Annotated in this window: 13 protein-coding genes; 10 read left to right on the top strand and 3 right to left on the bottom strand. The window is 72.1% G+C overall.

Annotated features, from left to right (window positions below; genetic code table 11):
• Positions 1-45: 45 nt before the first annotated feature.
• The gene (locus ACLQ3K_RS12385) at positions 46-969 is read left to right on the top strand and encodes a hypothetical protein (protein ID WP_224651912.1); all 924 of its coding nucleotides are present in this window, start codon (positions 46-48) and stop codon (positions 967-969) included.
• A 108-nt stretch (positions 970-1,077) separates the two neighbouring features.
• Here ACLQ3K_RS12385 and ACLQ3K_RS12380 read toward each other — a convergent pair whose 3' ends face one another.
• Positions 1,078-1,971 (bottom strand): HAD family hydrolase, encoded by an 894-nt coding sequence (locus ACLQ3K_RS12380; RefSeq protein WP_374201378.1) that lies wholly within the window; start codon positions 1,969-1,971, stop codon positions 1,078-1,080.
• An 83-nt stretch (positions 1,972-2,054) separates the two neighbouring features.
• On the opposite strand from ACLQ3K_RS12380, the gene ACLQ3K_RS12375 reads away from it, so the two are divergent.
• From ACLQ3K_RS12375 to ACLQ3K_RS12345, 7 genes are all read left to right on the top strand, one after another.
• A complete protein-coding gene (locus ACLQ3K_RS12375) occupies positions 2,055-2,312 on the top strand; it encodes a glutaredoxin family protein (RefSeq protein ID WP_425999622.1) in 258 nt (85 codons plus the stop codon).
• A 148-nt stretch (positions 2,313-2,460) separates the two neighbouring features.
• On the top strand, positions 2,461-3,798 hold the full coding sequence (locus tag ACLQ3K_RS12370) for a glutamyl-tRNA reductase (RefSeq protein WP_224651914.1): 1,338 nt from the start codon (positions 2,461-2,463) through the stop codon (positions 3,796-3,798).
• A complete protein-coding gene (gene hemC / locus ACLQ3K_RS12365; protein ID WP_224651915.1) occupies positions 3,791-4,732 on the top strand; it encodes a hydroxymethylbilane synthase in 942 nt (313 codons plus the stop codon). Before ACLQ3K_RS12370 ends, hemC begins: the two co-directional genes overlap by 8 nt.
• 26 nt (positions 4,733-4,758) lie before the next feature.
• A complete protein-coding gene (locus ACLQ3K_RS12360) occupies positions 4,759-6,471 on the top strand; it encodes a uroporphyrinogen-III synthase (protein WP_224651917.1) in 1,713 nt (570 codons plus the stop codon).
• A 21-nt stretch (positions 6,472-6,492) separates the two neighbouring features.
• On the top strand, positions 6,493-7,485 hold the full coding sequence (gene hemB / locus ACLQ3K_RS12355; RefSeq protein WP_425999618.1) for a porphobilinogen synthase: 993 nt from the start codon (positions 6,493-6,495) through the stop codon (positions 7,483-7,485).
• Positions 7,482-8,066 (top strand): hypothetical protein, encoded by a 585-nt coding sequence (locus ACLQ3K_RS12350; RefSeq protein WP_224651920.1) that lies wholly within the window; start codon positions 7,482-7,484, stop codon positions 8,064-8,066. Before hemB ends, ACLQ3K_RS12350 begins: the two co-directional genes overlap by 4 nt.
• Entirely contained in the window at positions 8,063-8,560 is a 498-nt protein-coding gene (locus ACLQ3K_RS12345; protein WP_224651922.1) for a DUF3093 family protein, read from the top strand. Before ACLQ3K_RS12350 ends, ACLQ3K_RS12345 begins: the two co-directional genes overlap by 4 nt.
• 3 nt (positions 8,561-8,563) lie before the next feature.
• Here ACLQ3K_RS12345 and ACLQ3K_RS12340 read toward each other — a convergent pair whose 3' ends face one another.
• Entirely contained in the window at positions 8,564-9,145 is a 582-nt protein-coding gene (locus ACLQ3K_RS12340) for a TetR/AcrR family transcriptional regulator (protein ID WP_336669840.1), read from the bottom strand.
• Positions 9,146-9,278: 133 nt separating this feature from the next.
• On the opposite strand from ACLQ3K_RS12340, the gene ACLQ3K_RS12335 reads away from it, so the two are divergent.
• Positions 9,279-11,006, top strand: coding sequence for a GMC oxidoreductase (locus ACLQ3K_RS12335; RefSeq protein ID WP_425999616.1), 1,728 nt, complete (start codon positions 9,279-9,281; stop codon positions 11,004-11,006).
• Between the two features lies 1 nt (position 11,007).
• On the opposite strand, the gene ACLQ3K_RS12330 is transcribed toward ACLQ3K_RS12335, so the two are convergent.
• The gene (locus ACLQ3K_RS12330; RefSeq protein ID WP_336669842.1) at positions 11,008-11,484 is read right to left on the bottom strand and encodes an NUDIX domain-containing protein; all 477 of its coding nucleotides are present in this window, start codon (positions 11,482-11,484) and stop codon (positions 11,008-11,010) included.
• Between the two features lie 35 nt (positions 11,485-11,519).
• Here ACLQ3K_RS12330 and ACLQ3K_RS12325 point away from each other — a divergent pair, with 35 nt between their 5' ends.
• Complete coding sequence (locus ACLQ3K_RS12325; RefSeq protein WP_425999613.1) at positions 11,520-12,653, top strand: serine hydrolase domain-containing protein; 1,134 nt, start codon at positions 11,520-11,522, stop codon at positions 12,651-12,653.
• Positions 12,654-12,694: the final 41 nt, after the last annotated feature.

Here is a 12,694-nt window from a genome sequence, read left to right as displayed (position 1 = left end):
AGCGAGAATGCATCGAACGGCGTGGGGGCGCCGACGGGGGTGTACATGACGGAGGACAAGCCGGTCGAGTTCCGGCATCGCGACGAGTTGCTCGCCGTGGGTGCGACGGATCGGCAGATCCGCGCGTGGCGACAGAAGAACCAGATGACTCGGGTATGGCGTGGTTCCTATCACCTGGGTGCGAGGTTGCCGCCCTGGGAGGAACTGCGGATCAGCGCGCTGGCCGCGGCGCAGCGGTCAGGGGAGTCGGTGGTGCTGAGCCATGCGGCAGCGGCTGTGGTTCTCGGAATGATGGTTCTCAATTCCGATTGGCAGACAGTCGATTTCACGTGCGATGGTGTGCGAGGTGGAACGAAGCGGGGGCGGCGCAGACTGCATGTCCGGCGACTCGACGCGGAGGACGTCGTCGTGGTCGACGGGGTGACGGTCACGTCGATCGCGCGGACGGCGCTCGATCTCGCGCTGGCGGGCGACTTCGTGCGTGCGGTGTGCGCGCTGGATGCGGCCCTGCGGATGGGCGTCACTCGGGACGAACTGCAGGCGGCGATCGGCAGGCTCGGTCGACGGCGAGGTATGGCGAATCTGCTCGCAGCGGTGGAGGAGGCGTCGCCGCTGTCGGAGTCGGTCGGCGAGTCCCGCAGTCGCGCGCTGATGCTCAAGTGGCCCGAGATCCCACGCCCCGAGTTGCAGCGGGAGTTCTTCAACGAGGCGGGTGCTCTCGAGGCGCGCGTCGATTTCCTGTGGGCGGAGCGCGTGGTCGGCGAGTTCGACGGCAAGGGGAAGCAGAAGAAGGGCTTCACGTCGGAGGAGCGGATCCAGCGCGACACTCTGCTGATGGGCCGGAAGCTGTACCCGACGCATTGGGACTGGGATGACTGCAAGGAGCCGGACCGCCTCCGGAACAAGCTGCACGATGCACTCGGGCCCTTCGGTCTGCTGCTCGACGGAGCCTCCCGCTATCGGTCCTGACTCTTCATAACGTTGCAACGCTATGAAGAAGCAGAACCGAACTGTGGACCGCGGTCCGCCCCGGTGCGGCGGTCGACGGCCAGGGGAGGCACCGTCGAACTCGAGGGATCAGTCGTCGCTGAAGTGCTTGATCAGCGCGGCGGCGCCGCCGACGGCGACGCCCACACCGATGGCGGTGGGGACGCCGATCTTGGCGGCCTTGCGGCCGGTGCGGTAGTCGCGGATCTCCCAGCCCCGCACGCGCGCGACGTCGCGCAGGTCGGAGTCGGGGTTGATGGCGACGGCGGTGCCCACCAGGGAGAGCATCGGCACGTCGTTGTGGGAGTCGCTGTAGGCGGTGCAGCGCTTGAGGTTCAGGCCCTCGCGGATCGCCAGCGACCGGACGGCGTGCGCCTTGCCCAGGCCGTGCAGGATGTCGCCGACGAGCTTGCCGGTGAACACCCCGTCCTGCGACTCCGCGACGGTGCCGAGGGCGCCGGTGAGGCCGAGCCGGTCGGCGATGGTCTGCGCCAGCTCGACGGGGGTGGCCGTCACCAGCCACACCTGCTGGCCGGCGTCGAGGTGCATCTGCGCCAGCGCGCGGGTGCCGGGCCAGATCTTGTCGGCGATGATCTCGTCGTAGATCTCCTCGCCGACGGCCTTGAGCTCTTCGGTGGAGCGGCCGGCGATGAAGGACAGCGCCTTCTCGCGCCCGGCGGCCACGTCCTCGCTGTTCTCCTTGCCCGTGAGCCGGAACTTGGCCTGCGCCCACACGGCCGAGGCCAGGTCGGAGTAGGAGAAGTAGTTGCGCGCGGCGAGGCCGCGGGCGAAGTGCACGATCGAGGCGCCCTGCACCATCGTGTTGTCGACGTCGAAGAAGGCGGCCGCGGTGAGGTCCGGCGGCACCTGGCCGTCCTCGCGGCCCTCCTTCTCGAGCAGCAGCGAATGGGCGGCGTCGGCGCTCGCCTCGCCCGCCGCGCTCTGCCGTTGTTCGTCGGCGCTGGCCTGGTCGGACAAGGGCACCTCCCCACTCGCGTGATCCCACGTGCGTGATCTCCCCTCAACCTTAGCGGCGCGCGCCGCGCTCGGGGTGGGACACTCGGCACATGTCCGTGATCACGTTGCTCACCAGGGAGGGATGCGGGATGTGCGCCCGCGCCCACGACGAGCTCACCGCGCTCGTCGTCGAACTCCGCGCCGCCGACCGCCCCGTCGACTACCGGCAACTGGACGTCGACGCGCCCGGCAACACCGAGTACCGCGGAGAGTACGGCGACATGCTGCCGGTGGTCCTGCTCGACGGCGAACAGCACAGCTACTGGGAAGCGGACATTCCGCAGCTGCGGGCGGATATCCTGGGCTGAACGACCCTCGCGGGTGACCTGCCGTCACCTGCACGGGTGAGGTGAGGCTGTGCGCGTTTTCCCATTTCAGGGGATGCGGGGTACCGTGCCTTAACGGGAAACTACGGACTGTAGTTCACCCGTCAAGATCTTCGAAGGAGCAGCGAGGGTGTCGGTTCTGCTGTTCGGCGCGTCGCACCGCAGCGCGCCGGTGTCGGTCCTCGAGAAACTGGCGATCACCGAGACCGATCGTCCCAAGGTGTTGGCGCAGCTCATGGAGTCGCCCCACATCGACGAGGTCATGGTCGTCACCACCTGCAATCGCGTCGAGATCTACGCCGTCGTCGAGGCCTTCCACCCCGCGCTGGAAGCCGTATCCGACGTCCTGAGCGCCCGCTCCGGCCTCACCATCAACGAGCTCAGCAAGCACGCCTTCGTGCGCTACTCCGAGGCCGCCGTCCAGCACCTCTTCTCCGTCGCGAGCGGCCTCGACTCGATGGTCGTCGGCGAGCAGCAGATCCTCGGCCAGATCCGCGGCGCGTACGCCGCCTCCGACGAGCACCAGGTCGCCGGCCGCGTGGTCCACGACCTCGCGCAGCGCGCCCTGCACGTCGGCAAGCGCGTGCACACCGACACCGGCATCGACAAGGCCGGCGCTTCCGTCGTCTCCGTCGCCCTCGACCGCGCGCAGGCCATCCTCGGCGCGCAGGGCGGCTCGCTGCAGCGCGCCGTCGTCGTGGGCGCGGGCGCCATGGGGGGCCTGGGCGTCGCCCACCTGGCCCGCGCCGGCGCCGTGGACGTGACCGTCGCCAACCGCACCCCGGACAAGGCTGATCGCCTCGCGCAGGCGGCCCTCGACGGTGGCGTGACCGCCGCCCGCGGTGTGGGCATGGACGACCTCGTGGTCGCCCTCGCCGACGCCGACGTGCTCATCGCCTGCACCGGCGCCGTCGGCAGCGTCGTGAGCCTCGCCGACGTGCACTCCGCCCTGGCGCAGCGCACCGTCGACACCGATCTCGTGGTGTGCGACCTGGGCCTGCCCCGGGACGTCGACCCGGCCGTCGCCGGGCTGCCAGGCGTGGCCGTCATCGACATCGACGCCCTCTCCCGCGAGCCGGGCACGCAGGCCGCGGAGGAGGACGCCGAGAAGGCCCGCGGCATCGTCTCCGACGAGCTCGCCGAGTACCTCTCCGCGCAGCGCTCGGCGGAGGTCACCCCGACGGTGACGGCCCTGCGCCGGCGCGCCGCCGAGGTGGTGGAAGCCGAACTGCTGCGGCTGGATTCGCGCCTCCCGAGCCTGGAGGGCACGGACCGGGACGAGGTGGCGCAGACGGTGCGCCGCGTCGTCGACAAGCTCCTGCACGCCCCGACGGTGCGCGTCAAGCAACTGGCCGCCACCCCGGGCGGCGACTCCTACGCGGAGGCGCTGCGCGAGCTCTTCGAACTCAAGCCGGGCGCCACGGGCGCCGTCTCCGCGACCGAAGGATCCGACGACCGAAGTGTCTGACCCCACCGTTCCGCAGCCCATCCGCATCGGCACGCGCGGCTCGCTGCTGGCGACCACGCAGGCCGGCACCGTGCGCGACGCCCTGATCGCCGCCGGGCACCCCGCCGAGCTCGTCATCGTGCAGACGCCGGGCGACCTGAGCTCCGAGCCGGTCGAGAAGATCGGCGTCGGCGTCTTCACCTCCGCGCTGCGCGACGCGCTCGCGAACCGCGAGGTCGACGTGGCCGTGCACTCCTACAAGGACCTGCCGACCGCGCCCGACGACCGGCTCTCGATGCCCGCCGTGCCGCCCCGTGAGGACTCGCGCGACGCCCTCGTGGCGCGCGACGGCCTGGTGCTGGGGGAGCTGCCGGCGGGGTCCGTGATCGGCACCTCCAGCCCGCGACGAGCCAGCCAGCTTACCGCACTGGGTCTGGGTTTGGAAATCCGCCCCCTACGAGGCAACCTTGACTCTCGGTTACGCAAAGTAGCGGACGGCGAACTCGACGCGATCGTGGTCGCCCTCGCCGGACTCAAGCGGATCGGTCGCCACAACGAGGTGACGGAGGCGCTGGATCCGGTGCAGATGCTGCCGGCGCCTGCTCAGGGCGCACTCGCGGTGGAGTGCCGACGCGACGATGCGGAACTGCATTCCGTGCTCTCCGGCCTGGACGATCCGGTCACGCGTGCGGCGGTCACCGCCGAGCGTGCCCTCCTCGCCGAGTTGGAGGCCGGGTGTACCGCGCCCGTCGGTGCGATCGCGGAAGTCGTCGAGTCCCTCGACGACGACGGTCGGATCTTCGAGGAGCTGTCGCTGCGTGGCATCGCGCTCGCGGCGGACGGCTCCGACTCGGTCCGCGCCTCTGTGGTCGGTCCGGTGGGCGAAGCCGGCGCGCTGGGCATCGCGCTGGCACGGGAGCTGCTCGACCTGGGCGCACGCGACCTGCTCGCGTAGCACCCGCAACTACTGGGAGCCGATACATGAGCCGCACTGCACAGTCCGCGAAGGCCGACACGGCAGCCGACACCGACACGGTGTCCACCCGCGTCGCCGCGAAGACGAACAAGCCCGCCCGGGGCCGGGCGGTGGCACCGGGCCGCATCACCTTCGTGGGATCCGGCCCGGGCGATCCGGGACTGCTGACCCTGCGTGCAGAGCAGAGTATCGCGGGCGCCCGGACGGTCTACACCGACCCCGACGTTCCGCAGACCGTGCTCGACATGGTGGGCACCGCGCTGCCGGCCGAGCCCGTCGAGACCGGTGACGACGCCGCCGACACGACCGCCGCGAAGGGCCGCAAGGGCGAGCCCGCCGTGCGCAACCCCGCCACCGTCGCGCCCGCACTGGGCGAGCCCGCCGAGGTCGCCAAGACCCTGCTGGCGCAGGCCCGCCACGGCGAGGACGTCGTGCGCCTCGTCGCCGGCGACCCGCTGTCCTCGGACGCGGTGCTGGCCGAGGTCAACGCCGTCGCCCGCACCCAGATCGCCTTCGAGATCGTCCCGGGCCTCGCGCCCGCGACGGCCGTCCCCACCTACGCCGGCATGGCGCTCGGCTCGGCGCACACCGAGGCCGACGTGCGCGGCGAGGTCGACTGGGCGGCGCTGGCCGCGGCCCCGTCGCCCCTGGTGCTGAGCGCGACCGCCGAGCACCTCGCCGACACCGCGTCCGCGCTGGTCGAGAACGGCCTCGCGCCGCAGACCCCGGTCGCCGTCACCGCGCAGGGCTCCACCTGCAAGCAGAAGACCGTCGAGGCCACCCTCGCCACGCTGAACGAGGCCGGCGCCGGCCTGCCCGGCCCGCTCGTGGTCACCGTCGGCAAGGTCGTGGGCCAGCGCAACAAGCTCTCCTGGTGGGAGTCGCGCGCGCTGTACGGCTGGACCGTGCTCGTGCCCCGCACCAAGGACCAGGCCGCCGAGATGTCGAACCGGCTGCGCGCCCACGGGTCCATCCCGATGGAGGTCCCGACCATCGCCGTCGAGCCGCCGCGCAGCCCCGCGCAGATGGAGCGCGCGGTCAAGGGCCTCGTCGACGGCCGCTACCAGTGGGTGGTCTTCACCTCGACGAACGCCGTGCGCGCCGTGTGGGAGAAGTTCATCGAGTTCGGCCTGGACGCCCGCGCCTTCTCCGGCGTGAAGATCGCCTGCGTCGGTGAGCAGACGGCCGCCAAGGTCCGCGCCTTCGGCATCGAGCCCGAGCTGATCCCGACGGGCGAGCAGTCCAGCCTGGGCATGCTCGAGGTCTTCCCGCCCTTCGACGACGTCTTCGACCCGGTCAACCGGGTCCTGCTGCCGCGCGCCGACATCGCCACCGAGACCCTCGCCGAGGGCCTGCGCGACCGGGGCTGGGAGATCGACGACGTGACCGCGTACCGCACGGTGCGCGCCGCGCCGCCGCCCGCCTCGACCCGCGAGATGATCAAGTCCGGCGACTTCGACGCGGTCTGCTTCACCTCCAGCTCGACGGTGCGCAACCTGGTCGGCATCGCCGGCAAGCCGCACGCCCGCACCATCGTCGCGTGCATCGGCCCGAAGACGGCCGAGACCGCGATCGAGTTCGGCCTGCGGGTGGACGTGCAGCCCGAGACCGCGTCGGTCGAGGACCTCGTCGAGGCCCTGGCTGCGCACGCGTCCCGGCTCCGCGCGGAGGGCGCCCTGCCCCCGCCGCGGAAGAAGCCGCGCCGCTCGCGGTCGTAGCGCTTACGTAGGCTGGGAGGCATGACCTTTCCCCACGTGCGGCCGCGTCGGCTGCGCACCACGCCCGCCGTCCGGCGGCTCGTCGCCGAGGTGTCGGTGGAGCCGCGGCAGCTCGTGCTGCCGATGTTCGTGCGCGACGGGATCGACGCGCCGCTGCCGATCTCGTCGATGCCGGGCGTCGTCCAGCACACGCCCGATTCGCTGCGCGCCGCGGCCGAGGAGGCCGTGCGCGAGGGCGTCGGCGGGATGATGCTGTTCGGCGTCCCCGACGACGCCGACAAGGACGCCGAGGGCAGCGCGTCGTGGAACCCCGACGGGGTGCTCAACCGCGGCCTCCGGGCCCTGCGGGACGACCTGGGCGACGACATCGTGATCATGGCCGACACCTGCTTGGACGAGTTCACCTCGCACGGGCACTGCGGCGTGCTCGACGGTGCCGGGCGCGTCGACAACGACGCCACCCTGGAGCGGTACGCCCTCATGGGCGTCGCGCAGGCCGACGCCGGGGCGCACATGCTGGGACCGTCGGGGATGATGGACGGCCAGATCGGGGTGCTGCGTTCCGCGCTGGATGCCGCTGGGCACCAGGACGTCTCGCTGTTCGCGTACACCGCGAAGTACGCGTCGCCGTTCTACGGCCCGTTCCGCGAGGCTGTCGGCTCGTCGCTGCAGGGCGATCGGCGGACGTACCAGCAGGATTCGGCGAACCGTCGCGAGGCGCTGCGCGAGCTCGAGCTGGACCTCGCCGAGGGCGCCGACATCGTGATGGTCAAGCCCGCCATGAGCTACCTCGACGTGCTCGCCGACGTGGCCGCCGCGTCGCCGGTTCCGGTGGGGGCGTACCAGATCTCGGGGGAGTACGCGATGATCACCGCCGCCGCCCAGAACGGCTGGATCGACCGCGACGCCGCGATCCGCGAGTCGCTGCTGTCGATCCGCCGCGCCGGCGCCGACATCGTGTTGACCTACTGGGCCACCGAGGCCGCGGGATGGCTGAACAGGGGCACCTGGTGACCGGACAGTTCCACCACCAGGGCCCCGTCTGGCCCGGTCCCGGCCCGCAGCCGCCCACGTGGCCGGCGCCGCCGCCCGTGCCGAAGCCTCAGCGCGGGCCGCGGCCCGACGACGTGAAGCTCTCCGTGCAGCTGTGGGTCTTCGTCATCATCGCCTCGGCGATCTCCCGCGTCGCGCAGGCGATCTCGACCCGCGGCTCCGACGAGCTGCGCGAGCAGTTCGACCGGATGCGCGAGGGCGACGGCATCATCGCCCGCACCTCCCGCGAGCAGTACAAGACCTTCGAGCAGTACGACACCACGACCTTCGTGCTCGCCATCGTCATGGTGGTCGTCGGCGTCGCCGTGGCGGCGGGCCTGGTCTACTTCCTGTGGCGCGGGCAGAGCTGGGCGCGGCTCGTGCTCCAGTTCGTCGCCGCGTTCGTCCTGGTGCAGGGCGTGCTCGCGTTCTTCTCCGGGAACGCCGCGGTCGCCGTCCCGGCCATCCTCGCGGCGATCGCCGTGGTGGGGGCCATGATCGCGGCCAACAGCCGCGACGCGCTCGAGTACTTCAAGCCGGGCTCCACGGCGGCCCGCCGGTGACCGCGCCCGCGTCCCCGCTCTACGCCGAGCGGGGGCTGTCGCGCGTCTGGCTGCTGATCGTGCCCCTGGCGACGGTGGCGATGATCCTCACCCAGTGGCTGCTCGCCGGCCGCACCTCGGAGTGGTGGATCTGGCTGCTGCTGGGCCTCGCCACGCAGGGCTTCGTGTGGCTGCAGGTGACCGCGGGGCGCACCCACGTCTCGATGGCGATCACCCCCGAGGAACTGCGCTGCGGCGAGGAGACGATCCCCGTCGCCGACATCGCGCGGATCCTGCCGGGGAAGTCCCCCGACCACCCGCGCAAGGCCAAGCCGGAGGACTTCCCGGCGTGGTCCTCGGCGCGCGCCATGGGGCGGCTGAGCACCGTGCCGCGGCGCCGCTACGGCATGGGCATCCAGCTCGCCGACGGCTCGACCGTCCAGGCGTGGGCGCGCAACGACTACGCGCTGCGCGCGGCCCTCGAGCCGCTGCTCGCCGCCCGGTCCGGGAGCTGATCCTCAGCCGATGAGGGCGGCGGCCGTGCGCTCGATCTGCGCCGCCGCCTCGTCGACGGTGCCGCGCGGCGCCAGCAGGTGGCTCACGGTGAGCCGCACGAACACCTCGACCGTCGCATCGTCGACGGCGGCACCGTCCGGCCGGGCGTCGAGCGCCGCGCGCACCGCGCCGATGGCCCGCCCGAGCACCGGCTCCGGGTCGGTGGTGAGCAGCGGCAGCAGCTCCGCGCCCGCGCCGGGGACGCCGGCCAGGATCGACTTGAGCAGTGTGTTGTCGGCTCCGTGCACGAGCGCGGCCCGGGCCCCCGCGCCGAGGCCCGCGACGGTCGTCTCGGCGGTCGTGATCGCGGCCGTCACCGCGTCGAGGTAACGGTCCGCATCGCGCTGGACCAGCGCCGTGGCCAGGTCCTGTTTGGCGCCGAGCTCCTTGTACAGCGCGGTGCGGCTCACGCCCACGCGCTTGGCGATGAGCGACATGTTCACGGCGTCCCAGCCCTGGTCGACGACCAGCGCGCGGGCCGCATCGAGCGCGCGGTCGCGCAGCAGCTGCTTGACCTCGGTCTGGAAGCTCGCGGGAGCGCTCATGCACCCAGCGTACATGTTGCCGACGATTGTCCGCATGGTTGACAGAACCGGCATAAGTGTAATCAGATGGAACATGACAGTGATTCATGTCACCTCGGCGACCGCCCCGTCGAGGAGGACCGAAGGAGACGCCATGTCCAGCTCAGCCGCACCGCAGAAGCCGTCGAAGTCCGGTACCGATTACGACGTCCTGGTGATCGGATCCGGCTTCGGCGGGTCCGTCACCGCCCTCCGCCTCACCGAGAAGGGCTACCGCGTGGGCGTCCTCGAGGCCGGTCGGCGATTCGCCGACCAGGACTTCGCGAAGACCAGCTGGGACCTCCGCAAATTCGTCTGGATGCCGGCGCTCGGCCTGTACGGCATCCAGCGCATCCACATGCTGCGCGACTGCCTGATCCTGGCCGGGGCGGGCGTGGGCGGCGGCTCGCTGAACTACGCGAACACGCTGTACAAGCCGCCCGCCTCCTTCTTCGCCGACGAGCAGTGGGCCGGCATCACCGACTGGTTCGACGAGCTCTCGCCTTACTACGACCAGGGCCGCCGCATGCTGGGCGTCGTGCAGAACCCGCATATGACGCCGGCCGACGAGATCGTCAAGCAGGTCGCCGACGACATGGGCGCGGGCGAGACGTTCATCCAGACCCCCGTCGGCGTGTACTTCGGCGAGCCCGGGAAGACGGTGCCCGACCCCTTCTTCGGCGGCGCCGGACCCGACCGCACCGGCTGCATCGAGTGCGGCGAATGCATGACCGGCTGCCGCCACGGCGCGAAGAACACGCTGGTCAAGAACTACCTCGGGCTCGCCGAGCGCGCGGGAGCGGAGGTGCACCCGCTGACGACGGTGACCGACGTGACCCGGCTGGTCGACGGTAGCTGGGCGGTCACGACGGTCCGCTCCGGCGCGAAGGTCCGCAAGCGCCGCCGCACCTACACCGCGCGGCACGTGGTCTTCGCCGCCGGCACGTGGGGCACGCAGCAGCTCCTGCACCGGCTGCGCGACAAGGGCTCGCTGCCCGAGCTCTCCGACCGGGTCGGCGTGCTCACCCGCACCAACTCCGAGTCCATCCTCTCCGCGGTCCGGATGACCGTCGACAAGGAGCTCGACCTCACCCGCGGCGTCGCGATCACCAGCTCCTTCCACCCGAGCAGCGACACCCACGTCGAACCGGTGCGCTACGGCAAGGGCTCCAACGCGATGGGCATGCTGCAGACGCTGATGACCGACGGTGGCGGCCGCGTTCCGCGCTGGCTGAAGTTCCTCGGCACCGTCGTGCGGCATCCGCTGGCCTTCCTCCGCGTGCTGTTCGTGGGCGGCTGGAGCGAGCGGACCATCATCGCGCTGGTCATGCAGAACCTCGACAACTCGATCACCACGTTCACCAAGCGCGGCCTGTTCGGCCGGAAGATGTCGTCGCGGCAGGGCCACGGCGAGCCGAACCCCACCTGGATCCCGCTGGGCAACGAGGCGACCAGGCGCATCGCCGACAAGATCGGCGGCGCGCCTGCGGGCACCTGGGGCGAGGTCTTCAACATCCCCATGACCGCGCACTTCCTGGGCGGCTGCGCGATCGGGGCGGACCCGTCCACCGGCGTCATCGACGCCTATCACCGCGTCCACGGCTACCCGACGCTCAGCGTGGTCGACGGTTCCGCGGTGTCCGCGAACCTCGGCGTGAACCCGTCGCTGACGATCACCGCGCAGGCCGAGCGGGCCGCGGCGCTGTGGCCGAACAAGGGCGAGGCCGATCAGCGCGCCCCGCAGGGCGAGCCCTACCGCCGCATCGCGCCGGTCGCGCCGCGGCACCCGGTCGTGCCCGCCACCGCTCCCGGCGCCCTCCGCCTCCCGCTGTACGTCGTCTGAGTCACTGCCAGGCCGGGCGAGTGTCGCCGCGCAGGGCGGCGAGGCCGCGGCGCACCCGCTCGGTCTGCCGCACCGACATCGACGGCAGCGCGTCGGGGTGGAACCACGCGATCTCGAGCGACTCGTCGTCGGCGACGTGCGCCTCGCCGGCGACGTAGCGGCACAGGAACAGCAGCGTGAGGTACTGCGCCACATCGCCGTTCGGGTAGCGGACCGGCTCGTCGGTGCGGACCGCGAGCAGGTCCAGCACCTCGGCGTCGACGCCGGCCTCCTCGCGGATCTCGCGGATGATCGCCTCGGCGGGCTGCTCACCGGGCTCGAGGATTCCCGCGATCGAGGCCCACTCGCCGGTGTCGGCGCGGCGGCCCAGCAGCACCTCGCCGGACCCGTTGACGACCACCGCGGCGACGCCGGGCAGCCAGAGCAGGTCAGTGCCGATCTTCTCGCGGATGCTGCGCACGTACTCGGGGATGGGCATGCTTGTGAGGGTACGTACCCGATCCAGGAGGCGCCGTGCTGCAGGAACTGATCGAGCGGGAGATCGCGAGCGGCCCGCTGCCCGGCGCGGTGGCGGCCTTCGACGACCCGGCGGGCCTGGAGGTCGCCGCCCGGGGCGAGCGCGCGCCGGGCGTCCCGATGACCCGCGACACCGTCTTCCGCATCGCCTCCCTGAGCAAGCCGATCCTCGCGGCAGCGGCGTTGGTGCAGGTGGAACGGGGCGTGATCGGGCTCGACGACCCGGTGGCGCGCCGGCTCCCCGAGCTCGCCGAACCCCGCGTCCTCCGCGACCCGAGCGGCCCGCTCGGCGACACCGTCCCCGCGGTCCGCCCCATCACCGTGCGGCACCTGCTCTCGTTCACCGGCGGCCTCGGCATGGTCTCCGACTTCGGGGCGCCCCTGATGCAGGAGCTGTTCGGCACCCTGCGCCAGGGCCCCGCCGACCCGCTCGCCACCCCGCCGCCCGACGAGTGGCTCGCCGCCGCCGCGCGCCTGCCACTGGCGCACCAGCCGGGGGAGGGGTGGACGTACAACACGGGCGCCGACCTCCTCGGCGTGCTGCTCGCCCGCGCCGCCGGCGGCACGCTCGGCGAGGTGCTGCGCGACGCCGTGCTGGACCCGCTGGGTATGGCCGACACCGCCTTCCGCGCGACCGAGGCGATGCGGCCGCGGCTCGGCGACGCCGTGATGTCGACGCCGGAGGGGCTCGCGATCGTCGACCCCGCCGACGGCGCCTTCCTCGCCGAGCCGGTCTTCGAATCCGGTGGCGGCGGCCTGCTCTCCACCGTCGACGACCTGCTCCGCTTCGGCCGGATGGTGCGCGGCGCAGGGGAGTCCGACGGGGTGCGCGTCCTGAGGCCGGAGTCCGTCGCCGCGATGACGTCGGTGCAGGTGCCGCCCCAGCCGGGCAACGTCTTCCTCGACGGTGCCGCCTGGGGCTACGGCGGCGCGGTGGACGTCGATCGAGCCCGCCCGTGGAGCGTGCCGGGGCGCTACGGCTGGGTCGGCGGATCGGGCACGGCGTTCTACTTCTACCCGGACTCGGGCAGGATCGCGGTGTGGCTCGGGCAGTTGCAGCTCGCCGGTCCCGCCGAGGGCGGGCCGATCGAGCGGTTCTGCACGGCCGCGATGGCGACCCAATACCCCTAGGGGGTATAGTCGACGGTGCGCGACGATCCGCGATCGCGCCA

The sequence above is a fragment of the Tsukamurella sp. DT100 genome (assembly GCF_049844855.1).
In the GTDB taxonomy this organism is placed as follows: domain Bacteria; phylum Actinomycetota; class Actinomycetes; order Mycobacteriales; family Mycobacteriaceae; genus Tsukamurella.
The sequence above is the reverse complement of the archived record's forward strand: the minus strand, read 5'-3'. Positions and strand labels throughout refer to the sequence as shown.

Bases quoted from the DNA above. Each gene is read 5' to 3' on its own strand.
- ACLQ3K_RS12385 (WP_224651912.1), top strand. From the start codon at position 46: ATGACGGAGGACAAGCCGGTCGAGTTCCGGCATCGCGACGAGTTGCTC.
- ACLQ3K_RS12375 (WP_425999622.1), top strand. From the start codon at position 2,055: ATGTCCGTGATCACGTTGCTCACCAGGGAGGGATGCGGGATGTGCGCC.
- ACLQ3K_RS12360 (WP_224651917.1), top strand. From the start codon at position 4,759: ATGAGCCGCACTGCACAGTCCGCGAAGGCCGACACGGCAGCCGACACC.
- hemB (WP_425999618.1), top strand. From the start codon at position 6,493: ATGACCTTTCCCCACGTGCGGCCGCGTCGGCTGCGCACCACGCCCGCC.
- ACLQ3K_RS12340 (WP_336669840.1), bottom strand. From the start codon at position 9,145: ATGAGCGCTCCCGCGAGCTTCCAGACCGAGGTCAAGCAGCTGCTGCGC.
- ACLQ3K_RS12335 (WP_425999616.1), top strand. From the start codon at position 9,279: ATGTCCAGCTCAGCCGCACCGCAGAAGCCGTCGAAGTCCGGTACCGAT.
- ACLQ3K_RS12330 (WP_336669842.1), bottom strand. From the start codon at position 11,484: ATGCCCATCCCCGAGTACGTGCGCAGCATCCGCGAGAAGATCGGCACT.